This is a genomic window from Thermotoga profunda AZM34c06, from assembly GCF_000828675.1.
GTDB classification, from domain to species: domain Bacteria; phylum Thermotogota; class Thermotogae; order Thermotogales; family DSM-5069; genus Pseudothermotoga_B; species Pseudothermotoga_B profunda.
This window is the reverse complement of the sequence record NZ_AP014510.1, coordinates 568,911-593,473: the sequence shown is the minus strand read 5'-3', so window position 1 is coordinate 593,473 and position 24,563 is coordinate 568,911. Positions and strand designations below refer to the sequence as shown.

The 24,563-nt window shown below is 38.3% G+C and carries 25 protein-coding genes; 13 read left to right on the top strand and 12 right to left on the bottom strand.

What is annotated here, in order from left to right; translation table 11 throughout:
* Positions 1-82: 82 nt before the first annotated feature.
* From rbsK to TSP02S_RS02805, 3 genes are read left to right on the top strand one after another with little or no spacing between them, the layout of a single operon-like run.
* Positions 83-985: a ribokinase gene (gene rbsK / locus TSP02S_RS02815; RefSeq protein ID WP_041081711.1), complete on the top strand. Its 903-nt coding sequence runs from the start codon at positions 83-85 to the stop codon at positions 983-985.
* Entirely contained in the window at positions 982-1,980 is a 999-nt protein-coding gene (locus TSP02S_RS02810) for a hypothetical protein (protein WP_041081709.1), read from the top strand. The genes rbsK and TSP02S_RS02810 overlap by 4 nt, the downstream gene beginning before the upstream one ends.
* Positions 1,970-2,650, top strand: coding sequence for a YjjG family noncanonical pyrimidine nucleotidase (locus TSP02S_RS02805; RefSeq protein WP_041081708.1), 681 nt, complete (start codon positions 1,970-1,972; stop codon positions 2,648-2,650). Before TSP02S_RS02810 ends, TSP02S_RS02805 begins: the two co-directional genes overlap by 11 nt.
* Here TSP02S_RS02805 and TSP02S_RS02800 read toward each other — a convergent pair.
* Positions 2,629-4,317, bottom strand: a complete 1,689-nt coding sequence (locus TSP02S_RS02800; RefSeq protein WP_041081706.1) for a M3 family oligoendopeptidase — start codon at positions 4,315-4,317, stop codon at positions 2,629-2,631. The genes TSP02S_RS02805 and TSP02S_RS02800 overlap by 22 nt on opposite strands.
* Before the next feature lie 112 nt (positions 4,318-4,429).
* Between TSP02S_RS02800 and aspS the strand changes: the two genes are divergently transcribed.
* From aspS to TSP02S_RS02755, 9 genes are read left to right on the top strand one after another with little or no spacing between them, the layout of a single operon-like run.
* The gene (gene aspS, locus TSP02S_RS02795; protein WP_041081705.1) at positions 4,430-6,178 is read left to right on the top strand and encodes an aspartate--tRNA ligase; all 1,749 of its coding nucleotides are present in this window, start codon (positions 4,430-4,432) and stop codon (positions 6,176-6,178) included.
* A 2-nt stretch (positions 6,179-6,180) separates the two neighbouring features.
* Complete coding sequence (locus TSP02S_RS02790) at positions 6,181-6,513, top strand: STAS domain-containing protein (RefSeq protein ID WP_041081703.1); 333 nt, start codon at positions 6,181-6,183, stop codon at positions 6,511-6,513.
* A 1-nt stretch (position 6,514) separates the two neighbouring features.
* Positions 6,515-7,186, top strand: a complete 672-nt coding sequence (gene cmk, locus TSP02S_RS02785; protein WP_041081702.1) for a (d)CMP kinase — start codon at positions 6,515-6,517, stop codon at positions 7,184-7,186.
* Complete coding sequence (gene ispH, locus TSP02S_RS02780) at positions 7,167-8,000, top strand: 4-hydroxy-3-methylbut-2-enyl diphosphate reductase (RefSeq protein ID WP_041081700.1); 834 nt, start codon at positions 7,167-7,169, stop codon at positions 7,998-8,000. Before cmk ends, ispH begins: the two co-directional genes overlap by 20 nt.
* On the top strand, positions 7,997-9,616 hold the full coding sequence (locus TSP02S_RS02775) for a S1 RNA-binding domain-containing protein (protein WP_041081698.1): 1,620 nt from the start codon (positions 7,997-7,999) through the stop codon (positions 9,614-9,616). Before ispH ends, TSP02S_RS02775 begins: the two co-directional genes overlap by 4 nt.
* Positions 9,616-10,932: a ribosome biogenesis GTPase Der gene (gene der / locus TSP02S_RS02770; RefSeq protein WP_041081696.1), complete on the top strand. Its 1,317-nt coding sequence runs from the start codon at positions 9,616-9,618 to the stop codon at positions 10,930-10,932. The genes TSP02S_RS02775 and der overlap by 1 nt, the downstream gene beginning before the upstream one ends.
* Complete coding sequence (plsY, locus tag TSP02S_RS02765; RefSeq protein ID WP_041081695.1) at positions 10,929-11,531, top strand: glycerol-3-phosphate 1-O-acyltransferase PlsY; 603 nt, start codon at positions 10,929-10,931, stop codon at positions 11,529-11,531. The genes der and plsY overlap by 4 nt, the downstream gene beginning before the upstream one ends.
* Complete coding sequence (locus tag TSP02S_RS02760; RefSeq protein ID WP_041081693.1) at positions 11,531-13,141, top strand: hypothetical protein; 1,611 nt, start codon at positions 11,531-11,533, stop codon at positions 13,139-13,141. The genes plsY and TSP02S_RS02760 overlap by 1 nt, the downstream gene beginning before the upstream one ends.
* Positions 13,138-13,617: a tetratricopeptide repeat protein gene (locus tag TSP02S_RS02755; RefSeq protein ID WP_041081691.1), complete on the top strand. Its 480-nt coding sequence runs from the start codon at positions 13,138-13,140 to the stop codon at positions 13,615-13,617. Before TSP02S_RS02760 ends, TSP02S_RS02755 begins: the two co-directional genes overlap by 4 nt.
* Here TSP02S_RS02755 and TSP02S_RS02750 read toward each other — a convergent pair.
* The 11 genes from TSP02S_RS02750 to TSP02S_RS02700 all read right to left on the bottom strand — a co-directional run bounded on the left by TSP02S_RS02750 (position 13,614) and on the right by TSP02S_RS02700 (position 23,698).
* Positions 13,614-14,237 (bottom strand): sigma-70 family RNA polymerase sigma factor, encoded by a 624-nt coding sequence (locus TSP02S_RS02750; protein ID WP_052465283.1) that lies wholly within the window; start codon positions 14,235-14,237, stop codon positions 13,614-13,616. The genes TSP02S_RS02755 and TSP02S_RS02750 overlap by 4 nt on opposite strands.
* Positions 14,238-14,240: 3 nt before the next feature.
* Entirely contained in the window at positions 14,241-15,041 is an 801-nt protein-coding gene (locus tag TSP02S_RS02745; RefSeq protein ID WP_269763775.1) for an HAD-IIA family hydrolase, read from the bottom strand.
* A gap of 124 nt (positions 15,042-15,165) precedes the next feature.
* Positions 15,166-16,893, bottom strand: coding sequence for an ABC transporter ATP-binding protein (locus TSP02S_RS02740; protein WP_041081690.1), 1,728 nt, complete (start codon positions 16,891-16,893; stop codon positions 15,166-15,168).
* A 44-nt stretch (positions 16,894-16,937) separates the two neighbouring features.
* Entirely contained in the window at positions 16,938-17,723 is a 786-nt protein-coding gene (prmC, locus tag TSP02S_RS02735; RefSeq protein WP_232503751.1) for a peptide chain release factor N(5)-glutamine methyltransferase, read from the bottom strand.
* 23 nt (positions 17,724-17,746) lie between these two features.
* Positions 17,747-18,046: a metal-sulfur cluster assembly factor gene (locus TSP02S_RS02730; protein ID WP_041081689.1), complete on the bottom strand. Its 300-nt coding sequence runs from the start codon at positions 18,044-18,046 to the stop codon at positions 17,747-17,749.
* Between the two features lie 12 nt (positions 18,047-18,058).
* Positions 18,059-18,541, bottom strand: a complete 483-nt coding sequence (locus tag TSP02S_RS02725) for a ferritin-like domain-containing protein (RefSeq protein ID WP_041081687.1) — start codon at positions 18,539-18,541, stop codon at positions 18,059-18,061.
* A 4-nt stretch (positions 18,542-18,545) separates the two neighbouring features.
* Positions 18,546-19,034 (bottom strand): ferritin, encoded by a 489-nt coding sequence (locus tag TSP02S_RS02720; protein WP_041081685.1) that lies wholly within the window; start codon positions 19,032-19,034, stop codon positions 18,546-18,548.
* A 57-nt stretch (positions 19,035-19,091) separates the two neighbouring features.
* A complete protein-coding gene (locus TSP02S_RS02715) occupies positions 19,092-19,724 on the bottom strand; it encodes a peroxiredoxin (RefSeq protein ID WP_041081683.1) in 633 nt (210 codons plus the stop codon).
* A 158-nt stretch (positions 19,725-19,882) separates the two neighbouring features.
* A complete protein-coding gene (gene hflC / locus TSP02S_RS02710) occupies positions 19,883-20,728 on the bottom strand; it encodes a protease modulator HflC (RefSeq protein WP_041081682.1) in 846 nt (281 codons plus the stop codon).
* Positions 20,725-21,720: an FtsH protease activity modulator HflK gene (gene hflK, locus TSP02S_RS02705; RefSeq protein ID WP_232503750.1), complete on the bottom strand. Its 996-nt coding sequence runs from the start codon at positions 21,718-21,720 to the stop codon at positions 20,725-20,727. The genes hflC and hflK overlap by 4 nt, the downstream gene beginning before the upstream one ends.
* Complete coding sequence (locus TSP02S_RS02700; RefSeq protein WP_041081680.1) at positions 21,692-23,698, bottom strand: efflux RND transporter permease subunit; 2,007 nt, start codon at positions 23,696-23,698, stop codon at positions 21,692-21,694. The genes hflK and TSP02S_RS02700 overlap by 29 nt, the downstream gene beginning before the upstream one ends.
* A gap of 86 nt (positions 23,699-23,784) precedes the next feature.
* Here TSP02S_RS02700 and TSP02S_RS02695 point away from each other — a divergent pair, with 86 nt between their 5' ends.
* Complete coding sequence (locus tag TSP02S_RS02695; protein ID WP_041081678.1) at positions 23,785-24,558, top strand: TatD family hydrolase; 774 nt, start codon at positions 23,785-23,787, stop codon at positions 24,556-24,558.
* Positions 24,559-24,563: the final 5 nt, after the last annotated feature.

Genomic DNA, 24,563 nt, shown 5'->3' with positions numbered 1-24,563 from the left:
TGCCTACCAATTAGTATTTAATCACAATCAAGCTTCTTTGATACAAAATCTGTGTTAAACTCCATTTTTAGGAGGCGAATAAATGGTTGCGATTGTTGGTAGCAACAATGTTGATCTTGTTGTCACCGTTGATCATTTTACAAAACCAGGTGAAACACAAAGATGTCTTTCTTTCGAAAGATTTGCAGGTGGTAAAGGGGCAAATCAAGCGGTTGCGTGTAAAAAATTAGGAACAGAAGTCGCTTTTCTCACCTGTGTCGGAAATGATGGAAATGGTCAATTTGCATTTGAAAAACTATCCCAAGCAGGTGTTGAGAAATTTGCAGTAAAAACAAATCTTCCAAATGGTTTTGCTTTGATAGAGATCACGAAAGATGGTGAAAACAGAATAATAATATATCCAGGATCAAATGGTTTATTGACAAAAGATCTTATCCATGAAAGATCACAAGAATTACTCAAGGCACATATGGTACTTCTTCAAAACGAGATACCTTTTGAAACCACATTTGAGGTAGCAAGGCTTTTCAAGAAACATGGTAAATTAGTGATCTTTGATCCTGCACCGGCTCAAAATATAGACAAAGAAATTTTCAAATACGTTGATATCATAACTCCAAATGAATCGGAGATCTTTACTTTGACAGAGATCAAAGAGATTGATCTGGCTGTTGAAAAACTCTTAAAAGCCGGCTGCAGGAATGTACTTGTGAAAATGGGGGAAAGGGGTTCTTTCTTTAAAGGAGAGTTTGGACAGGTAAAAACAGAGGCTTTCAAAGTAAAACCAATAGACACAACTGCTGCAGGAGATATCTTCAATGCAGGTTTTGCTGCCGAATTCGATAGAACAAAAGACCTCCAAAAAGCATTGATCTTTGCAAGTGCGGCAGCTGCTATCAGTGTTACAAGAAAAGGGGCGCAAAGTTCAATACCAACTCAAGATGAAGTCGTGGAATTTTTGAAAGAAAGGGGGCAATCCATATGAAATTCGGTGTAAGCTACTTTGGAAATAGAATGCCTTGGTATGTTGGGAAAGACCTTCAAACACTTAAAGAAGTTGGTTTTGACATCTTGGTACACACATACAGCGAAAATGATTTCAAATTCTATGAAAAAACTATGAGACAAATAGCAAAGATGAGTAAAGACATGGGTTTTGAGATATGGGCAGATCCATGGGGTTGGGGTGGAATTTTTGGTGGAGAAGCCTTCAGTGGCTTTCTTCAAAATAACATGAGTGAAGCTCAGGTGGGTAACGATGGAAAACTGAAGGGATCAGTTTGTTTGAGATCTGAAGTTTTTAAAGAATACATGAAACAGTGGATCGATAGTGTAAAAGAAGCGAAATTTGATGCAGTATTCTGGGATGAACCACACTTTCACATACCAACACCTATCACCGATTTTCCACAAAAGTGGACTTGTAGGTGCGAAAGATGCAGATCTGCCTTTGAGGAGAAATATGGTTATGAAATGCCTATCGAGTACAACCAAGATGTCTCAGATTTTAGAAATGATACGGCAATAGAATTTTTCAGGCAAATGACTGAATACGCGAAACAAAAAGGTCTAAAAAACATCGTGTGTTTTCTTCCTTTTGAGACAGAGCTTTTTGGCATCAGAGATTTTGAGAGTATAGCTAAACTTTCATCGATAGATGACATTGGCACAGACCCTTATTGGTTCGCTTTTGGACTGCCTGCAAATCCCTTCGTTGAGAATGCCGCAAATACTATAAAAGAACTCTCGAAAAAGTACACCAAGACAAACCACATGTGGCTCCAAGGTTTTAAGGTTCCTTCAAACAGAGAAAAAGAATTGATAGAAGGTTTCAAAACAATGAAAGATAATCAAATAGAAAAGATACTTTTCTGGGGTGTATATGCTTGTGAACATATAAGCAGTATCTCTCCAGATGACGCAAAAAAGACATGGGAAACTATTTTAGAGATTGTGAGGAGTTCGAAAGATGAAATATGAAATGGTCTATTTTGATTTAGATAATACTCTACTTGATTTTTCTCGTTCCGAGAAAGAGTCGCTATGCTATGTGTTTTCAAAGTATGGTTTTGAGCTCAGCGATGAGCAAGTCGAATTGTATATTCAGATAAATAAAAAATGGTGGCAAGATTTTTCCAAAGGCTTGTACAGCAAGGATCACATAGTTGTGGCGAGATTTAAAGAATTTCTTGAAAAAATTGGTTTACTGAATATATCTGCAGAAAAAGTCGCTCAAGAATACCTCGATAAACTCTCAAAGACCGCCTATTTCATGCCAGGAGCTAAGGAATTTCTTGAAAAAATGAAATCCCAAGGTCAGAGAATGGCAGTACTCACAAATGGTGTACAGAAAGTCCAACACGGCAGATCAAAGATACTCAAATTGGAAAATTACGTAGAATTTATTCTCACCTCCGAGCAAGTGAAAAAACCAAAACCAGATCCTGCGATGTTCATTCAGGCTTCCAAAATGAGTAACGTGAACCTCAAAGATTCAGTTTATGTTGGAGATGATCCTGTGGTAGATTATCAAGCAACAAAAAACGCCGGAATGGATTTCATACTCTTTGATCCATCCGGCGTCAATAAAAACAATGATTTCAAAATTGTTAAAAATTTCGATGAACTTTACACATTACTGTGCATGTGAATCCAATTTGAAACATATCTCGCCACCGATTCAATTGTTCTTTTCTCAAACGGCGAAGACAGTTTCGCAACGGCTAAGAGTTTGGTAAAAGGCAGGCTTCCTCCCATATCACAGAGTTTTACATAATCTTTGAAAGCATTTTCTCTATCATTAACAGATCTCATCCAAAATTGAAACGCGCAAATTTGTGCGAGAACATAGTCTATATAATAGAAAGGATCTTCAAAGATGTGCCCTTGTTGGTGCCATCTGCCGCCATTCTCCAAAAACTGGTTGCCATCATAGTCTATTTCTGGCATATAAGTTTTCTCTATCTCCCGCCACAGTTTTCTTCTCTCTTTTGGTGTGATATTTGGGTTTTCATAAACACAGTGTTGAAATTCATCTACACACGTTCCATAAGGAATGAAATTCAAAGTCCCCCATAAATGAACGAGCTTTGCTTTCTCTGCTTGATCTTGATAAAAATACTCCATCCACGGCCATGCGAAGAATTCCATGCTCATAGAATGTATTTCACATGCTTCAAGTGTAGGCCAATGATATTCGGGGATCTTGAAATCTCTACTTCTGTAAACTTGAAAGGCATGACCTGCCTCGTGGGTTAACACTTCAACGTCATGTTCGGTTCCATTGAAATTCGCAAAGATAAAAGGAGATCTGTAATTAGCTACGAAGTTGCAAAAACCGCCGGGATATTTACCATCGCGACATTTGAGATCCAACAACTCATTTTCAAGCATGAAATTGAAAAACTCAGCGGTTTCATCTGACATTTCTTGATACATTTTCTTTGCCTTCGAAACTATCTCATCTTCATCTCCTTTTGGTCTTGGATTCCCTTCTTTCAGGATGATTGAAAGATCGTAATATTTCAATTTATCCAGACCAAGTTGTTCGGTTTGTCTTTCTCGAAGTTCGGTTACAACGGGAACTACATATTTTTTAATAGCCTCTCGCAAGGCATTGACCATCTTCGGATTGTAATCTGAACGACCGAGTCTATCGTAACCAAGTTGAGTAAAAGATCCATAACCGAGTTTATGTGCGATCTTTGTTCTGAGTTTTACAAGTTGATCGTATATTTCATCGGATCTTTCTTGGTTAGATGAAAAGAAAGAATACAAAGTTTCCGCAGCTTGCCTTCGAATACTTCGGTCTGGTGAAAGCATGAACGCACGCAATTGAGGAATTGTTAATCTCTTGCCATTGAACTGAATCTGGGCAGACGAGACCAATTCGGCATATTGAGTTGCAAGTTTGTTTTCCTGAATGAGATCTTCCAAAATTTCTGGTTTGAAAGTTTTAACAGCGAGATTTGCAATGTTGAAAAGTTGCTCACCAAATACTTCTTCAAGTTCTTCTTTGAATTTCGAATCGATCAGTGCCTTGTAGTAATCATTGACAAGACCTTCCATCACTGGATTTGCGCTGTCAAAATAATCTTTCTCTTTCTTGTAGAATTCATCCTTTGTGTTCATACAAAAGCGAATCATGCAAATGGATGACGCAGTGGAAAAATCCTCCCTGATCCTGTTGATTTTTTCTACACAATTCTTTGCTTTTTCAACGCTGTTTGCTCTTTTCAATTGTTCAACGTACTCTTTGAATTCACTTTGAATTGTGTTTAGATTTGGCCTTTTGTACTCAAACTGCGAAAATTTCACACAAACACCTCCTTGTTATTTATATTTTATATCCTTAAGATCGCACACGCGTGATATATTATTCTCAAGAACGATGATATAGTATTCAAGGTGAGAAATAGGAGGATGACAGATGCTTAGAACCCACACATGTGGTGAGCTTAGAATTCAAGATGTCGGTAAAAAAGTCGTTTTAGCAGGTTGGGTAGACAGAATCAGGGATCTTGGTGGTGTGAAGTTCATAATGCTCAGAGACAGGTATGGTTTGACACAAGTTGTTTTGTCCTCTGATAATCATGCAGACCTGCGTAGAGAATCAGTTGTCCAAGTTGAAGGTGTCGTTAGAGAAAGACCAAAAGAGACAATAAACAAAGATCTCGCGACAGGCGAAGTAGAGGTTGTGGCTGAAAAGATTATCGTTCTTTCATCTCCACTCAAAGATCTTCCATTCTATCCTGGGGAGACGAAACTTCCTTCAGAAGATGTCAGGTTGAAATATCGTTATATCGATCTGAGAAGAAAAGAAGCAATGGACAAAATAATAATAAGGCACAAGGTCGCTCAAGCTGTGAGAAATTATCTGACTTCTCAGGGTTTTGTAGAAGTCGAGACTCCCTTTTTAACAAAAAGCACACCAGAAGGTGCAAGAGATTTCTTAGTACCATCGAGATTAAAACCCGGTACATTCTACGCCTTGCCACAATCACCACAACTTTTCAAACAATTGTTGATGGTTAGTGGCTTGGACAGGTATTTTCAAATTGTAAGGTGTTTTCGCGATGAAGATCTCAGGGCAGATAGACAGCCGGAATTTACCCAAATTGACATAGAGATGTCTTTCAACACAAGAGAAGATGTGTTGCAAGTTACTGAGAATATGCTTAAATTTGTTTTTAAACAGGTGTTAGATGTCGAACTTCCAGACAAATTAGATCATCTCACTTATGATTATTGTATGAATACATATGGCTCAGACAAACCAGATAGAAGAATAGGCATGGAGTTCAAAGATGTGAGCGATTGTTTCATGGAATCAGAGTATCATGTGATATCGAATGTACTGGCACAAAATGGTGTTATCAAAGGTTTTACACTGAAGAATTTTTCGGAAAAGATGACACGAAAACTTGCGGATGAATTAGATGAACTGGCCAAATCTCTTGGACTTGGTGGGATCTTGTGGTTTGCAGTTGATCAAAACAACGTATTACGAGGTTCGGCTTTGAGATATCTTGAGAAAAATTACAAAACAGTCGTTGAGAAACTCTCGATGCAACCAAAGGATGTTTTTATTTTCGCAGTTGGCAAGAACAATATTGTAAACAGCACACTCGGCGAAATTAGAAAGCTCCTTGGAGAGAGATTCTTCTCTCACTTGAAAACAGGTTTTGATATCTTCTGGGTCATAGACTTTCCCATGTTCGAGTACAGCGAAGAAGAAAACAGGTTTGTGGCACAGCATCATCCCTTCACGATGCCAAATTTGGAAGACCTTGAGAAATACAGAGACAGCGATCTTTCAAAAATTAGGGCACAATCTTATGACATTGTTATAAATGGTTTTGAAGTTGGATCTGGAAGTGTTAGAATTCACAATGCAGAACTTCAAAGGGAAGTTTTCAAACTCATGCAGCTGTCTGAAGATGAAATCAAGGTAAAGTTTGGCTTCTTGTTGGAAGCATTTCAATATGGTGCACCACCTCATGGTGGCATAGCGCTTGGTTTGGACAGATTGGTTGCAATAATCTGTGACGTTTCTTCGATAAGGGATGTGATAGCGTTTCCAAAAACTTCAAGTGGAGTCTGTCCGCTCACTGGAGCTCCAGATGTTGTCAGTGAGAGACAATTAAAAGAACTCAAAATAAAACTTGGAGGCGATTGATAATGAATGATGTAACTGTGAAATTTGAACAGGCAAAATCTAAGTTGATCTGCAAAATCGAAGGAGATTTTGATGCGTATCACTCGGCAGAAATTAAAAAAACTATCAAAGAACAACTTGAGAAATCAAAAGATACAAAAATAGTTTTAGATATGTCAAACGTTCCATACATTGACAGTGCTGGGCTTGGCACGATGGTGTCGCTTTTAAAAGATGCGAGAAACCTCCAAAAAGAGCTTGTGTTAGCTTCTCTAAGGCAAAATGTGAAGCGAATCTTTGAAATGACCAGACTGGACAAAGTTTTCAAAATTGTCGATATTCCGGAGGAAGCGTGAGTTGAGACATTTTCTTATAGCAATAGATGGACCTGCTGGTTCTGGAAAATCCACTGTTGCGAAACTTGTGGCAGAAAGACTTGGAATGAATTATCTTGATACAGGGGCTATGTACAGAGCGGTTGCTTTGTATTTGCATTCAAAAAATCTATCGCCTTCAGATGATTTATCTAATGAGCTCGACCACATAGATCTATGTTATAAAGATGGTGAACTGTACATAAATGGTGCAAGGGTTTCTGAGCAAATACGATCTGCTCAAGCTGGAAAGCTCGCGTCGGACTTTGCCGTTAATCCAGCTGTGCGATCGAGATTAACTCAACTTCAAAGAGATATATGTAAAGATGGCAAGTTCGTGGTTGAAGGAAGAGATATAGGAACGGTTGTTTTGCCTAATGCGCAGGTTAAAATTTTTTTAACAGCTTCATTCGATGAAAGGGTGAGAAGAAGGCTCAAAGAATTACAAGAAAAGGGGATTCATCTCACATTTGAGGAAATTGCAAATCAGATAAGACTCAGAGATGAACAGGACTCAAAAAGATCACTTGCTCCAATGAAGCCTGCTGAGGATGCTTTAGTTATCGACACAACAGGCAAGAATATCGATCAAGTTGTAGAAGAAATTTGTCAGATCGCACTCAGGAGGATGGACTGTGAAAATAATCGTTGCTGATGATACAGGATTCTGTTTTGGTGTTCAGCGAGCTTTACAAATGATTGATTCAAAAGTTGCGAACCATGAAAAGATCTACACGCTTGGCGATGTCGTCCACAATAAATCCGTCATCAGATCGCTTGAGCAAAAAGGTATCAAGATATTACAAGAAGATATTCCACAAGATGCAGCGGATTCTGTTTTGGTAATACGTGCACATGGTATACCGAGAAAACAGCTTCAAGAAATGAAAAGGATCTTCAAGGATGTCGTGGACACAACCTGTCCTATCGTCATGAAATTATTTATGACAGCAGAACAAATGCATAAACAGGGATATAAAATCATAGTGTTTGGGAAAAAGAATCACCCAGAGATGATCGCATTAATGGGTTATGTCCAAGATGTTATAGTAACGACAGAACCAATCCCCTTACATATTAAAAGTTGTGTTCTATCTCAAACAACGATGTCGACGTATGAATTCTATAAATTCTTAGAAAAGTCAATCGATATTTCGAATTTTAAAGAACTCAGAGTGATAAACACTATATGTGACGTGACTGCAAAAAGAGAATCTCAAACGCAAGAAGTGGCACGAAAGAGTGACCTTGTAATTGTTCTTGGTGGTAAAAACAGTTCAAACACTTCAAAACTTGCTAAGATAGCTTCACAGATAACGAAAACTGTACATATAGAAGAACCATCTGAAGTTGATGAAATCGATTTAAGTGCTATAAAAACAATAGGTATAGTTACTGGCACTTCGACACCACAAGAAGATGTGAAAACACTCACCGAAAAAATTCTCAATAGGAGGGAAAAGGAATGAGTGAGAAAAACGAAAAGATGGAGAACTTCCAAGAGTATCTGGATTTTGTCGAGAACACACCGGGTCAAGTTGTGGAAGCAACTGTAACGAGAATAAATCCTGCCGAAGGTATTTCCGTTGACTTTGGTGGCAAAGGCGAGGGGATGATACCTCAGACCGAGTTAGTAAACCCAGCAACCAACTATACCGTAGGTCAGAAGATCAAAGCACAGATCCTGAAGATCAACGATGAGGAAGGATACGCAGTACTTTCAGAAAAAAGACCGTACGCAAGAGAGATGAGAAATCAATTGAAAAAAGCCTATGAATCAAAGACGCCAATCAAAGGGAGAATAACTCAAGCGGTACCTGGAGGATATCAAGTCACGATCTATGGGGTCTTTGATGCCTTCCTACCAGGTTCTCAATCGATGTTGAGAAGAGAGCAACCAATTCCAGATAAGGAAATGGATTTTCTGGTTACAGAGTATTCTGTAGATCGCAAGCGGCAGAGAATCGTTGTTTCAAGAAGAGCTTTGATAGATCAAATGAAAGAGGAGTTCTTTAAAGCGCACAAAGTAGGAGATCAAATCGAGGGTGCTGTTGAACAAATCACAGATACACACGCAATAATCAACTTTGGTGTAGTCAAAGCCTTTCTGCCAAAATCAGAAATCTCTCATGATCCTTCGCTTTCTGTAAAGGATGTGATCAAAAAGGGAGAGAAGGTAAAAGTCAAGATAATTGAAATGGATCAGGCAAAATCTTCAATCACCGTCAGTTTAAAGGCATTAGAACCAGATCCTTGGTCAAGGGTAATGGAAAAGTATCCAGTTGGAACAACAGTCCAAGGTACTGTAAAGAGTATTTTGCCTTTTGGAATATTTGTGAATCTCGAGCCAGGCCTTGACGGTCTGATACATATCTCGGAGATTTTCTGGGGAAGCAAGAAAACCGATCTGCACAAGTATTTCAAAGTTGGACAGGTCGTTCAAGCAGAAGTAGTTGAATTAGATTGTGAAAAACGCAGAATATCACTGAGCTACAAAAGAGCAAAAGGAGATCCTTGGGAAAACATAGCCCAGAAATATCCCGAAGGCAGTGTTGTAGATGGAGTTGTACAGAGAATCCTGTCGACGGGAATCATAGTTGAGATAGAAGACGGTGTAAGTGGTTTTGTACCAAAATCAGAACTTTCTTGGAACAGGATAAAAGATCCTTCTGAGCTCTTCAAAGAAAAACAAAAGGTTCAGGTCAAGGTTCTTTCGGTTGACCAACAACAGAGACGAATGAGATTGAGCGTGAAACAATTAGTACAAGACCCGTGGGAAGAAGTCTTGACCAAGTTAACTGAGAATACTGTTGTAAAAGCGACAGTGAAGTCAAAGGTGAATTCTGGATTCATAGTGTTCTTGAAAGACTTCTTTGTTGAGGGACTCATGCCATCTGGTCATGCTCATGAGGATATCAAAGAAGGAGATGAACTGGAAGTTCTCGTTTTGAGATTGATCCCTGAAAGAAGAAAAGTGTTGGTCAGTCAGAAGAAGCTCGAGGAAAAAAGAGCATACGAAGAATACAAAAGCAAGATAGATGAAAAACACAACCAAAGAACTCTTGGTGATAGGATGAAAGGCTGATGGCTGTTGTCGTTATCGCAGGCAGAACAAATGTTGGAAAATCTACTCTCTTCAACAGATTAATTGGTAAACGTAAAGCGATAACAGAAAAAGTCGAAGGTGTTACGCGCGATTCTATAAAAGGTCTCGTCATGTATGACGAGACCGCTTTTACTTTGTACGACACGTGTGGCATCTTTGAGACAACTAATGATCTGATCCTATCCGCTATGAAGAATAAAGCCTTTGAGACTTTTCAACAGGCAGATCTAATACTCTTTGTCGTGGATGGCAGAAATGGTATCACCTCTGATGACGAATACATAGCAGCTCAACTCAGAAAACTCGGTAAAAAAATCATTTTGGTAATAAACAAAGCAGAAAACATCTCTGCGGTTGAGAAGAATATCTCTGATATTCTCAGATTGGGTTTTGATGACTATGTACTTGTCTCGGCGCAACACGGGAACAACATAGACGAATTACTCGAAAAAATTCTGAAAATTCTCAAAGCTGAAGGCGTTACTTTTGAAAAATTCTCGGAAGATTCTCCACCTGCCATTGCCTTAGTTGGTAAGCCAAATGTTGGGAAGTCTTCGTTATTCAACGCATTGATAGGTCAAGAGCGTTCAACAGTCACTCCTATACCAGGTACAACCAGAGATTCTATTGACGAAACTATCCTTATTTCAGGTAAGAAATTCACCTTTGTGGATACCGCGGGTATGAGACGCAAAAGTAGAATACAGAGAAAAACCGTTGAATACTTCAGTGTTAGTAGGACAATCGACGCAATAGAGTCGGCTGATATAGTTTTGCTAATCATGGATGCAACAGAAGGCATTACACAACAAGACAAAAAGATCGCAGATTTAATCTTGAGCAACGGCAAAGCCATGGTTTGTGTGATGAACAAGTTCGATCTGAGTAATATCTCTAAAAAAGATCACGAAGCAATGTATCTGAATGAGATGCCGTTTGCGAGTTTTTGCCGTCTTATCTTTACCAGCGCGACAAAGAAAACCGGGCTGAAACAACTAACTGATGCGATTTTGGAGGCTTACGAATCTTATTCAAGAAAAATTCAGCAAGAACAACTGAGTAGACTCGTGTCGCAGCTTTCCTTACTCTCACCAAACCTTTCAAGGGGTGATCTTAAAATATATTCCATTAGACAAATTAAGACAAAGCCACCAAAGTTCCTCGTCCAAGTCAACAAAAAAGAACTCACGAATGAAGGTATTGAAAAAACTCTACAAAGATTACTCAGGGAAAGAGTAGATCCTTTCACAGGTACACCTTTGATCATAAACTTCAAAGGTAGGGAGAAAAGATGAATTATCTTCTTGTTGGATTGATCTGTTATCTCTGTGGATCGATACCATTCAGTTATTTGCTCCCAAGGCTGAAAAAGGTGGATGTCAGGAATGTAGGAAGTGGCAATGTTGGAGGTACAAATGCTTTAAGGGCAGCAGGTCCCATAATTGGTGTGGCTTCGATGATTCTTGACGGTGTCAAATCTTTCGTCCCAATACTTATAACTTCAAAGATTTTCAATCAAAATCCATATTATGTTGGTGTTGCAGCAATATGCGCAGTGTTAGGACATGATTTTCCGATCTTCTTGAAATTCAAAGGTGGAAAGGGTGTTGCGAGTACAACTGGTGCCTTCTTCGCATTGGTTCCAGTTTCTGGTTTTGTGTTTCTTGCAAGTTGGTTGTCGATCATCCTTTGGACAAAATATGTCTCACTTGGGTCGATAATTGGTATGTATATCGCATCTCTGGTGACATACTTTTTTAACAAAGATTTTGCCGTGCTCTTCTTGCTACTTGCAACATTATCTACACTGAGACATGCCGATAATATAGAGAGGCTGATGAAACATTCTGAAAGAAAGACTGATTTGATTGAAATATTTAGAAAGAGGCGTTGATGGTGAAAAAAGCATTTTGCTTGTTGTTGGTGTCTATTATCTCAATTACGAGTTTTTCAATAATCAACGAAGAACAAGCGCGAGACCTTTTTTCTCAAGCGCTTTCTCTCTGGTATGATGGAGATGTCAGTAAAGCAAGATCTCTCATGGATGAAGCCTTATCAGGCTTGATTTATGTTTCCGACATACCCGAATTTTGGTTTTTCACTTCCAAAATAGACATAGACATGCGTGCAGTGGAAAGAGCACAAGAGGATCTCAAAACCATTCTTGTCATCAGCCCCGGTAAGTCTGAAGTTATCTCATTACTCAAGGAGATTGAAACACTTCAAAAACCACTCGAGTTTTCCACACCAACTGTTTTCGACGAATCAATAGTATTCTCTGGTTTTCAGAAAGGCACAGAATATTTTTATACACCAAATGCCGCTACTTTTTGGGGGAATTCTCTAATCATCGCCGATAAAGCAAACAAAAGACTGATATTGACTTTTGAAGGAAATTACAAAATTTTAAAAACCAATACATCACCAAATAGCTTAGCCATTTCTCATTCAGGTTTGTTGTATATCAGTGGTGATGGGAAGTTGATTGAGTACGACTTGAAAAATGAATCTGAAAAGATCATTCATGAAGGTTTCATAAATCCTATACTTGCGGGTTTTGACAGAATTGGAAGGCTTTGGGGTAGTGACGTCGATAGGGTCTTCGTGTACGATGGCAAATCTGTCGATTTCTTTTCGCTTGATGATTTCTATATCATCAACGATATTGAATTAACCCCATATGGCTTTTGGATTCTCGATGTAATGAAAAATCAACTTTTATACTACGATTTCTCTTTCAAGAAAATCAAATCTCTTCCTTCTTACAATGCCTGGTCTTTCGAAGTGAGTATTCACGGTGACCCAATTATATTGACGAAAGATCGAAAGCTCGCCTTCATTCGAGATGATAAACTTTACGAATTCTATACACCATCAGACGGTACGATGCTTTTTGAGTATCTATATCCATATCTGATTTTCATGAACTGGAAGACAGACACAGTAACGATACACCCCATGAAATCCCAAGAGCCACTCATAGTGAAGATCGATAATCTCAACCTTGAGAATGATAATATCAATCTACTTGTCAGAGTAGAAAATATTCTCGGAGAGGCTGTGCCGTATGTAAGAGATTTCTTAGAGGTACGTGAAGGCGGCGGACCGGTTTTTTTCAATATCTCATTAAACCATGTGAAATTACAGTGGTTGAAAGCCGATCAAAGCTTTTTTGAAAAAACTCTTTCCTTCATAAAAAGAGGTTCGGCATATGGCGTTTTCTTCCAAGACCTGCCGAATAACTTCAGAAAGACGGACATCGTGACATTGCGTGGAAAAAATGTAAAGATCTTTACGAGTTCACCAACCTCAGAATTTGTTTTGTTCAGTGGTGGTACTGGTTTAGTCGCATCACCTGTTGATATATGGCAACCCATATGGAAAATCACTTTCAATCGCACAAGACCGCTTCCATCTGATATAACGCCCGTTACAGTGCAGATTAGATTTGCAGATGAGCTTTACTCTGACACTATTTATTACACACGAGGACTGATCAAATGAACTTTGAGGAGTTATTCAGAGAAGCATACAAGGCAGCTGAAAAAGGTGAATTTGAAAAGGCTGAAGATTTTTATAAACAGTGTCTAAGCCTGCGACAAACTCCAGAGATTTGGAACAACCTTGGTAATGTCTACAGAAGAATGGAAAAGGTTGCAAGGGCAATTGAATGCTATCAAAAAGCAATTGAGCTTGATAGAGATTATGTACCAGCCTATGTAAATCTGGCATCTACGCTTTTCAACCTTGAAAGGTACGACAACACCAAACTTTTACTCTTGAGAGCCATCCAACTTGGTATGAAAGATCAAAGAATTGTAGCTATGCTCATAGCCTGCCATCTTGCCTTAGAAGAATTCATTCAAGCGGTGGATCTGTACATTTCAAATATGCATGATGAGATACTTCTTGAAGAATTGAATGAATATGGTGTTCTTGAACAGCTCGAAGATCTCAGAAAAAGTTGGAGAAAGTCTTAGAGTTCATCGAAGAACATTCTCAAAAGTACTGGATTTATTTTCTCCTTCAACAATCTTTTGAGTTTTTGTACAGTGTTATCGACTTTCTTGAAATTCACGCCTAACTCTTGCTCTATTTGTTCATAACTCACTCCATCTATCCACATTTGGATTATTTGAACTTCTAAATCAGATAAAAGCTCGTAAATCTTTTCCATGATTATACTGGCAATAGCTTGACGCGCTGTAGAAAATGAAATGTCTTGAAATGAATATCCCGTTTCTTCGGAATCTTCACTGGTCAAAAGATCTACACTGACCGCATCTGTGAGCATCCTGTTTTTCTTCCTGTTCAAAAATGTCAAAAAAGATTTCAATTCAGATTCAATACTTCTCCAGGCGAACGAGGAAAAACCACTTTTATCGGGTTGGTAATAATAAACCGCTTTGATCAAACCAACTAACCCATTCTGCACAAGATCTTGAAAGTCAGCCCAAGGTGCATAGTATTTTGATGATATTTTCATGACCATTGGGTAATATTTCTCAACCAAAAGATCGAGAGCCTCTTTCAAACCAGCTTGTGCAAGGTTGACAAGTTCCTCAACCTTCTTAGTTCTTAAACGATACTTTATGTTCAAGATTCAAACCTTCCTTTTGAGTATTGAAGCAAGTTCTCCTATGTTCTGTAAAACCAAATCTGGCTTTTGTTCAACCTTTGCCAAATCGTCTAAGCTACTCTCACCAGAAAGAACGAGTATTGAAAGAATACCAGATCTTTTAGCAAATTCCATATCGGTGTAGAGCCTATCGCCAACCATTGCTATTTGTTCTGGCTTAACGCCAGTCTTCTCCACGATCATTTGCAGCATCAAAGGATTTGGTTTACCAATGATGAAATCTGGTTTTCTACCTGTGGACTTTTCTATCAACGCAATGAATGAACCAGCATCAGGCAACGGACCTTGAGACGATGGGCAGTTTATATCTGGGTGTGTAGCTATGTAGTCTAATCCTTTTCTTATGAAAAGACATCCTAAGGATAGTTTTTCATAATTAATTTCTGTATCATAACCAAGGATTACGACCTGCGGATCTACATTAGTGACAATATGACCATATTCTTCGAAGGTCTTAACAAGCGACTGTGTACCTATAACAAAGACCCTCGCATTCCCATATCTGTACTTCGTGAAAATGGCAGTAGCCTCACCAGATGTGAAAACATCTTCTATATCAACGTGAACGCCAAGTCTTCTCAATTTAGCAACATATTGTCTGCTGTCTTTGGAAGAATTGTTTGTCAAAAAAAGGAATCTCTTTCCTTGTTCTCTTATCGTCTCTACAAAATCCAGCGCACCAGGAAGAAGATCATCACCCAAATAAAAGGTACCATCCATATCCAATAAAAAGAGCTGGATTCTTTCAAGAACCAAATTGATCACCTCATAGAATACAATACCAAAATTGAAGGATAAAGAAAACGATCTTTTTGTATAAAAACAATCGGTAGGGATTATTTTTAAATTTTACCAGAAAACCAATGAACAAAACTCTCTTGCCAAGGACTCAGGAAGCAAACTGTATCTGATAGAGTTTGTAATAGACGCCCTTTTTAGAGAGCAAATCTGCGTGTCGACCTTCTTCTGCAACCTTGCCATCATGAACAACTACTATTCTGTCTGCACCTTTTACAGTCGAGAGTCTATGCGCAATCATGATAACAGTCTTGTCTTTGGATAATTCTCTGACGGCTGTCTCGATTCTGGATTCTGTATCAACGTCTATATTACTGGTTGCTTCATCCAAGATCAGTATCTTCGCATCAAACAGAACCGCTCGAGCTAAAGCTATGAGCTGCCTTTCCCCAGCGGAGAGTGTCGATCCACGCTCAATTATCTTTGTATATATCCCGTTGCTGAGCTTTTCTATGACATCGTATGCGTATACCTTTTCAAGTGCCGCAATAACTTGTTGCTCAGTGTATTGCTCATGAAACAGCCTGATATTATCAAAAATCGTCCCGGAGAAGAGTATCACATCTTGTGGAACGGTTGCGATTTGTTTTCTTATCTTTCTTAAATCATAACCGAACATATTCTTTCCATCTATTAAGATCTCTCCCTTTTGAGGAACATACATTCCATTGATCAGATTCATCAACGAAGTCTTACCCGCTCCAGTTTCTCCGACAATGGCCGTCAATTCCCCTGGCTTGAAAGAAATGTTTATGTTTTTGAGAATCCACCTTTCTGAATCGTAACTGAACCAGACATCTTTAAAGACGAGCTCTCCTGTGGTTATCTTGCTGTCATCTTTTGGATTACCCAATACTTCTGGTTTCTCATCCATCAATGTAAAGATCTTCTCACAAGAAGCCGCTGTGTTTTGAATGATATCGTATTTTTCTGATATATCACCGAGAGGTCTCATGAATGTATCTACATAAGCAACAAAGGCATAAAGTTCACCAAAGTGAATTGATCCACCTATTATGTATTTCGAACCAAACCAAATTATCGCACTCAGGGCAAAGTAATGGATCAAGTCTATAAAAGGTCTGAAGATGCCAAAGACGTAGAGTTGGTTCACCAGGGATTTATACAAATCTTTGTTCACCGAGTCAAATTCCTTTGCTTTATAACCTTCAGCTAAAAATAGTTTGATCACATTTATTCCACTTATGTGCTCTGCAAGGTATGCATTAACACGAGCGAGATTTGTTCTGACTTCTTTATAGACTTTTAAATCGAAATATCTGAATAAAACCATTGCAACAACGATTATGGGGAATACAAAGCTCACATTTGCAAAAAGTCTTGTACTTATTTTCAACATGAAATAAATTACTCCTGCCAGCAAGAAGATATCTTTTACCATGGAAGTTATAACGCTCGAGAAAAATTCCTGAATGTTCTGTGTGTCGTTGACTATTCTTGTATTTATTCTTCCGGAGGGGTTCTTATCGAAAAATGACATTGGTAGATCTAACACTTTCCTATAAAGCTCGCTCCTCACGTCATAGACTATCTTGTTTCCAAGAAAAGATGTTATATAAGTACTCAAATATCCCAACAAAAATTGGAGACCTACCACACCCAGCAATACAAACGCCATCACTGATACACCATTAATGCGTTGTTCAATACTCAATGTCGTGTTATTCATATATCCATCAATTGCTCTTCTTACAATTTGTGGTGGCAAAAGATCAACAACTGCAGATACAAGAACTATGAGTATTGCAAGCACGAAAAACCAAAAATAAGGCTTTGCATAACCCAAGAGTCTTTTCAAATTCTTTCACCTCAATGTTGTTAGACTCACGAATTATTTTACTACTATATCTTTATATGAAAAAACCTGATTTTTCCAAATTGATCATGAAAAAATGAAATATTTCCAAAATAACAGAGTTCTTTCAATTGATCCCTTTGTTCTAAAGAAAACTCCATCATAACATGTTTTCCTTTAATGAATTCTATTTCCTTGAAAAATTGTTTGTAGAAATCAAGACCGTCTTCTCCTGCAAATAACGCGTCATGAGGTTCCGCCAAAACATCTTTTGGAAGAGTTGCAGTTGTAGGGATATATGGAGGATTTGAAATGATCAAATCGATTTTATGAATAAATGGCTTGACGGGTTCCAAAAATGCACCTCTGAGAAAGTTTATTCTTGCCCCCTGTTTTTGAGCATTTTTCTGAGCTATTGAAATGGCTTTTTCATTAATATCAGTCGCGTAGACTTCACAATCACTGTTCAACGCGATGGCGATGGCTATTGCTCCCGAACCTGTCCCTATATCAACAACAGTCCTTAGGTTCTCGCGATCGATTAACTCTAAAGCAAGATCAACTAAAGTTTCCGTTTCGATCCTCGGTATGAAGACACCTTCTTCTATATAAAATTCCAACCCATAGAAATAGCATTTTTTTGTTATGTACTGCAAAGGAAAACCATTTGATCTAAGTGTTGCAGATTCAAGTGTTTGCTTTGAAAGTTCATCATCGATCTTATTTTCAAATGAAAGCAGTATCCTTTCTTTTGTCATGCCAGTGATGGTTGACAAAATCAAAAGTGCCTCTGTCCCTGGTGATTCAGAGGCACTACTGAGTATATTCTTCAACAATATGTACAGTTCTCTAAAAGTCATATCCCAAATCTTTTTCGCAACTCCTCATTCATTCTGTCAGGTGTCCATGGTGGATCAAAGGTCAAGTTGATTTTGACATCTTTGACGCCTTCTATCTCGCGAATCTTGTCTTCGGCATCTTGCAGAATCATCCCAGCAAGTGGACAAGCAGGTGTTGTCATAGTCATTGTAACGGTCACATTATTCTGTTGATCGATATCTATATCGTAGACAAGTCCTAAACTCACAACGTCCAATCCCAGTTCAAAATCTATGACATTCCCCAAAGCCTTCAAAACATCATCTTTTGTTATCATATATATCTCCTTTCAAAGATTTTCAATCAAATTGGTGAGTAATTGTACATGGCTCATCTCTTCATTGACAATGAGATCTATTTTGTCTCCACCTAAGGACCCAGGAACAAACTGTTTGATACCCAGATAAAATATGATCGAGTCCTTTTCCAAATCTATGGCTATTCTCAAAAGTTCTGATACTGATCGAATATCTTTGAATTTAATAGTTGGATCAGATTTAATATCAAAAACTTTGCTGTTTGCGATTGCCTGCAGGTATTTGGCAGCCTCACCGGTTGGATCGAGAAATTCGGAAATCTCTCGTTCCTTTTTTGCGATATCCAATCTCATGGTGTGAAATCTCTTTTCATGTTCTTTTTCCATGTCCGCAAGTTTCAAAAAGACCGATTTTTTGGAATAATCGGAGAATTTTTCAGCAACTTTTGTGTAAAAAACTGCACCGTTTTTTTCGATTTGTTCTGCAATCTCAAAGACTTCGTCAATGTTGAACATCCTATCACTCCCTCTTAGCGAGTTCTCTATCCATCATTATTATACCAACAGGGCTGTCCTTTATCTTTTCAATCGTCTGTAAAATCTTTGAGGCACTTGATTCTTCTTCAATTTGTTCGTTTACAAACCATTGCAAGAAATTATATGCAGCGTGGTCGTTTTCCTTTTTGGATAGCTCGACGAGATTGTATATACTGGCTGTGACCTTTTGTTCGTGCTCATAAACATGTTTAAAGACCTCGAACGGTCCTGCCCATTCCTTTACAGGTCGTTCTAAACTGAATAATTCTACTCTTCCTCCACGCTCATTTATATGCTCGTAGAACTTCATAGCATGTTTGAATTCTTCTTTTGCTTGTAACTTCATCCAATGTGCCATTCCCTCGAGATTCTGCGAATCAAAATACGCTGCCATTGAAAGATACAAATACGCAGAATCCAATTCTTTTTTGATCTGTTCGTTAAATGCCCTTTGGATTGCCTCTTTTATCATAAAATTATCCCTCCCCAATTATATTTTAAACCCCCGAACAGTGTCGGGGGCATTTTACTAAACTTTCTTGTGGCACAGCCACCAATCAAGACATTCGTACTGCTCTTTCCTCTTCATAGCTTCTTCGATATTCGTTGGTGGTGGGACTATTACCTCATCCTTGAATAACTCATTATTTGGCCAATTTGCTGGTATGGCAACTTTGTTTTCATCAGCCACTTTGAATGCTTTCACAACTCTCACAATCTCATCGATATTCCTTCCCACTTCTTGTGGGTAATAGAGTATCGTACGAATTATCCCATTGGGATCTATTACAAAGACAGCTCTGACGGTGTTACTACCTTTTGCTGGGTGAACCATTCCGAGCATTTCCGCGACCTTTCCGGTGTCTGCTATGATTGGAAATTGAATTTGTACACCAATCTTCTCTTTAATCCATTCAACCCACTTAATGTGTGAGAAAACCTGGTCGACACTTAAACCAATTAGTTCGGCTCCAAGTTTTTTGAATTCATCGTATCTTTTTTGGAAACCAACGAATTCAGTTGTGCAAACAGGTGTGAAATCAGCAGGATGACTGAAAAGTACCAACCATTTCCCTTTGTAAGCATCTGGAAGTTTCATCTTACCATGTGTAGTGAGTACCTCCATCTCTGGAAATCTTTCACCCAAAAGTGGTATACCCATCCTAATCACCTCCAAGTAAAATATACCACAAATAAATATTTCTTTTCGTTTTAAATTCATATTGTTATGTACATAGAATACAATATTAATATAAAACATCCACACCAAATTGTCCTTCAAAAAACAAAAGAGATAGGAAATCGAGATCGAATTACTTTTCACTTCATTTGGTTGAGTATATTCATATCTTCTCCGATCAAGACAACACTATCTGGGATAATTAATTTATAACTGTCGAGTGTTCTCAGTAGTTTATAGAAATCTTGATCCTTTGAGAAGGCTTCGGCATATATACGTGTGGCACTTGCTTCTCCAGTACCTTTTATTCTTTCGGCCTCACTGAGAGCCTCGGCTCTCAAGACTGTTGCCTCTTTATCAGCCTCGGAGCGAATCTTTTGTGCCTCTTTTTGCCCTTCGGCTCTGATCAAAGCTGCTATACTTTGCCTTTCAGATTTCATTCTCTCAAAGACTGCTTGTTGATTTTCATTCGGCAGATCTGTGTGCTTGATCCTGACATCTCTTATTTCTATACCAAAATCGGCAAGATTCTTTTTAGAAAACTCTGTTATGTCTCCAAGATACTGCCTTTCACCGGTCACAATATCGTCGAAATCCAACTTCGCTAATGTGTTTCTCAAGCCAGAATAGACGACATCATCTATTCTTGAAAGCGCCAATGACACCGTCCTAACTGATTCGATAAACTTTTTTGGATCTGAGATTCTCCAGATGGCATAAGAGTCGACAAGCATTGTTTTCTTATCTAAGGTGATAACTTTCTCGACGGGTATATCATATATATAAAAACGCTTACTCAGGCGAACGACGTTGTCTACAAACGGTGTGCGCATGTACAGACCGGGCTCAGAGATCACCTTTCTTATTTCACCAAATCGAATGACTATTGCGTACTGGGTTTGATCAACAATGAAAAAAGACAACCCAACAAAGACAATCGCTATGGCTATAACAACGAGTATACTTATCAAGATCATCTTTTTCATTTTCCATCACCACCAATCAATTTGTCTAAGCTAAGTAAAGTGATGTTCTGTGAACCGTCGAGCAATATTATTCTCTTTGCCTTAGGTAGAACTTCTTCAAGCGTTTCAATCTTCAAACGAGTCTCTGTGACCTTCGGTGCATTTTTGTACTCGTTCAGAATGCTCAGGAATCTCTGCACTTCACCAGTTGCTTGCAAAACTTTTTGCTGAGCATAGGCTTCGGCTTCCAAAATTATCTTTCTTGTTTCCCCTTCGACGGAAGGAATAAGATTATTTGCGTATTTGAGAGCTTCGTTGATGTATCTTTCTTTATCCTGTTTTGCATTATTTACATCATCAAAAGCAGCAATGACAGATTGAGGTGGTACGACTTCCTGAAGCAGCACATTTATAATTGTCACGCCAACATCGTATTGGTTCAGTAGTTGTTGTGTTATTTGATGAACTTCGTATGAAACTTTATCTCTTTCTGCCGTTAGAATTTCATCAACAGTTCTCTTTGCTATCATTTCCCTCAAAGCAGATTCTGTAGTGAATTTGACAAGCTCTTCAGCATTTTCAACACTGAAGATAAACTTCACAGGGTCATTCACACGAAATTGGACAACCGCTTCGACCGATACTATGTTGCCATCACCCGTTAATATCAAAGCCTCTTCCTTTTTTTGAACATATTGACCGGGTCTTACTGTTCTAAAACCAATCTCTTGTTTTCTAATTGTCTGAACATCTACTATAACATGTGTTTGAAAAGGATATGGTGCGTGGACGTGTATACCAGGACCTGTTGTGTGGCTGTATTTACCAAACGTCTTAACCAATGCCACTTGAGAAGGACCAACTTGGTATATTCCAGTCATAAAATATGCAACTAAAATCGCTATTGTCACAAATATAATTACGAGCCTTGCACTCATTTCTCCTTTCTCCTTTCTTCTACTATAGCAGATAACCCAGAAAAATCTATTTTGAAATTCGTTGAGTTTTATCATATTTTATAATTCCACACATCCAAAACAACGTATAAAAAGCCGACATAAACATGGCAATGAACATCAAAAGTGCAATATGAACATGAACTCTCATTGGTGAAAGTAACAGAACACAAAAACCTATCCCCACACCAAACGCATTAGCCAATATTGGTCTTGCTGCTATATTCAGGGTATGAACAAGTGGAAGATCCACTTTTCTCTTTTGCATCATTTTATAAGTGTACGTGAAATGAATAGCGTAATCTATCCCTGCGCCGAGTGCTATGTTCATAATATAAGCACTAATAACATTGAGAGGTATGTTGAATAACCCAAGAAAACCATAAATATTCAGAATACTCAGAATAATTGGTATCATACTCATTAAACCGAGTTTGAAATCTTTGAGCATCAAAATCATCATCAATGTGATCAAAAAAATCGCTAAAATTATGCTTACTCTTTGATTTGAAAGGGTTTCATCGTTCATCTGTAAGTACTTGTAATTTTCACCAGTAACGGATACCTCTTTGAGCCCTTCGAGTGATAGAGATTCTAATGTATTCTGAAGATCATAATGAGTTTTCTTGGAGAGATCTTTCAGAAAAACCAGCATCAAGGCACTCTTATCGACTCGATTGACGAAAGTTCCTTCTGGTAAAACAAACGAGACCACGTTTCTAAAAAGTGGCGGAATCATTTCATTGATATCCAAAATGGACAAAGTGCGTCGGGCATATTTCAAAGCACTTTGTCTAACTTGTTCTATGATTTCAATACCCTGTTTTGACAACGGCTCTACGCTCAAATTGATTTTGACCATGACCGGGATACTCACTTGAGATATGCTTTCAACTATTCTCGAGCCTTCCATGACCTTGGAAGATTTTCTAAAAAACATCAATACATGAAATTCCTGTTTGACATATAAAACAAAAAAGCACAAGAGAATTGAAAGGCCAACAAGAATTATCAGATTTATCTTTCTATGTTTTATGAGATAATTTGTTATTCCATCTTTCCACAACTGCGTTCTTTGGTATCTCAAAAAACTCGCAATAGATGGTAAGAAAACAAAAGTGGCGAAACCTGCCATTCCAACGCCATATGCACCCGACAATCCGAGCTCTGTCATAACAGGAGAAGACGTAAAACACAGAGAGAGAAATCCAACAACTGTTGTTGAAGTAGTCATCAAAAGTGGTATAAATGTCTCTTTCAAGGCTCTATATGCCCTTTCAAAACAATTTGGATCTTTAATTGATAAATAATGCGACATATAGTGAAGGCCTGCTGCACTTCCCATAACCAACGTGATGAATGGCATTAAAACATTTTCAAGAGTTATGGTCTTACCAATCGCGCCATATATTCCAAGCATATACACAGTTGCCAATAAACTTGGCAAGAAAGAGAGAAGGGCTGCCCAAAAGTTTTTCAAACTGATGTAAAATATCACAAATATAACGCAAATAGCAATTGGTGAAAGATATTTCAGAATAAATCCTATATACTCAAGAGCCTTAGCCGCGATAAAGGAATTCCCGAAAAGCGCTGCACCATATTTTTTAGTCAACCGTGAAATCTCGGTCGACGTTTTTTCTGGTTGCGAAGATATTATTGCTATCAAAATTGCGTAATCTTTGCCCTTGTATTTGCCAACAAGACCAAGTTGTTGAGCAAATGCCACTTTACCACCGACAGTGAAAGGAAATTCAAGTGGATTTATAACAAGAGAAACGCCCTTCACACCTCTTATAACTGTTGCAGCTTCACTGACTTTGTTTTTGTCATCAGATGGTATGGCTATCAACACAAGATCTTTTATTGCAAAAGAATTTGATATATCTCTTTCGGTTTGAATATAATGTGATTGTCTTGAAACTTGAGATTTGAAATATCCACCTATCTTCAAATTTCTCAATTGCCAAATAGATAAAGAGCCAAGAACAATCATCAAAGCAACTGCAATCCATCTCTTCTTGATCCATTCCAAGAATTTTCGCCCCTCACTTCGTGTTGTGCTAAAATTTAATGATGATATCTTCAGAAAGAATATACCATTTTCGAAAGGAGAAAATTATGAGAATAGTCGACACACATGCTCATCTACATTTTTCTCACTTTAAAGGCGATTTAGAACATTTGGTTGGCAGATTTTCATCTGATGGTATAGAATTCGTTATCAACGTTGGAATAGATGTGGATGATTCAACAGAGTCACTGAATCTCGCCAGCAAGTTCAGCTCAATCTTTTGTTCAGTAGGCGTTCATCCACACGAAGCGAGTAAAGTCGAAAGAGATTACATACAGAAATTAAAAAAACTGGCAGAAAGTCCCAAGGTCATTGCCATTGGAGAAACTGGGTTGGATTACTACAGAAATTTTTCATCAAAAGAAGACCAAAAGAGGGTCTTCCAGGAGCAACTATTACTTGCCAAAGAACTCGATCTTCCTGTGATAATTCACATAAGAGATGCATATGAAGATGCATATGAGATGATCTCCAAAATTGGTCTTCCAAATGCTGGCGGAGTAATTCACGCTTTTTCTGCCGACACCTCTTGGGCTCTCAAGTTCATTGAAATGGGTTGTTTTATAGGAATAGGTGGTCCTCTGACCTATCCAAAGAACATCTCACTCAAAAACGTTGTGAGAGCAATTGGTATAGAAAATATCGTTACAGAGACTGATTGTCCCTATTTGCCACCACAACAATTCAGAGGAAAAAGAAACGAACCTGCATATGTGAGATTTGTCGTGGAAGAAATCTCAAGGATATTGAACGAAGATCCAAAAGAAATTTCAACCCAGCTCTTACAAAATGCAAGAGAATTATTCAGTATCAATCAATGAAAAGA

Excerpts from the sequence above, each read along its gene's own strand:
- hflC (WP_041081682.1), bottom strand. The coding sequence starts at position 20,728 with ATGAAAAAGATGATCTTGATAAGTATACTCGTTGTTATAGCCATAGCG.
- TSP02S_RS02755 (WP_041081691.1), top strand. The coding sequence starts at position 13,138 with ATGAACTTTGAGGAGTTATTCAGAGAAGCATACAAGGCAGCTGAAAAA.
- TSP02S_RS02695 (WP_041081678.1), top strand. The coding sequence starts at position 23,785 with ATGAGAATAGTCGACACACATGCTCATCTACATTTTTCTCACTTTAAA.
- aspS (WP_041081705.1), top strand. The coding sequence starts at position 4,430 with ATGCTTAGAACCCACACATGTGGTGAGCTTAGAATTCAAGATGTCGGT.
- TSP02S_RS02775 (WP_041081698.1), top strand. The coding sequence starts at position 7,997 with ATGAGTGAGAAAAACGAAAAGATGGAGAACTTCCAAGAGTATCTGGAT.
- TSP02S_RS02730 (WP_041081689.1), bottom strand. The coding sequence starts at position 18,046 with ATGATAACAAAAGATGATGTTTTGAAGGCTTTGGGGAATGTCATAGAT.
- TSP02S_RS02720 (WP_041081685.1), bottom strand. The coding sequence starts at position 19,034 with ATGATAAAAGAGGCAATCCAAAGGGCATTTAACGAACAGATCAAAAAA.
- hflK (WP_232503750.1), bottom strand. The coding sequence starts at position 21,720 with ATGATAAAACTCAACGAATTTCAAAATAGATTTTTCTGGGTTATCTGC.
- plsY (WP_041081695.1), top strand. The coding sequence starts at position 10,929 with ATGAATTATCTTCTTGTTGGATTGATCTGTTATCTCTGTGGATCGATA.
- TSP02S_RS02760 (WP_041081693.1), top strand. The coding sequence starts at position 11,531 with ATGGTGAAAAAAGCATTTTGCTTGTTGTTGGTGTCTATTATCTCAATT.
- TSP02S_RS02805 (WP_041081708.1), top strand. The coding sequence starts at position 1,970 with ATGAAATATGAAATGGTCTATTTTGATTTAGATAATACTCTACTTGAT.
- rbsK (WP_041081711.1), top strand. The coding sequence starts at position 83 with ATGGTTGCGATTGTTGGTAGCAACAATGTTGATCTTGTTGTCACCGTT.
- TSP02S_RS02715 (WP_041081683.1), bottom strand. The coding sequence starts at position 19,724 with ATGGGTATACCACTTTTGGGTGAAAGATTTCCAGAGATGGAGGTACTC.
- TSP02S_RS02725 (WP_041081687.1), bottom strand. The coding sequence starts at position 18,541 with ATGTTCAACATTGACGAAGTCTTTGAGATTGCAGAACAAATCGAAAAA.
- TSP02S_RS02790 (WP_041081703.1), top strand. The coding sequence starts at position 6,181 with ATGAATGATGTAACTGTGAAATTTGAACAGGCAAAATCTAAGTTGATC.
- TSP02S_RS02810 (WP_041081709.1), top strand. The coding sequence starts at position 982 with ATGAAATTCGGTGTAAGCTACTTTGGAAATAGAATGCCTTGGTATGTT.
- der (WP_041081696.1), top strand. The coding sequence starts at position 9,616 with ATGGCTGTTGTCGTTATCGCAGGCAGAACAAATGTTGGAAAATCTACT.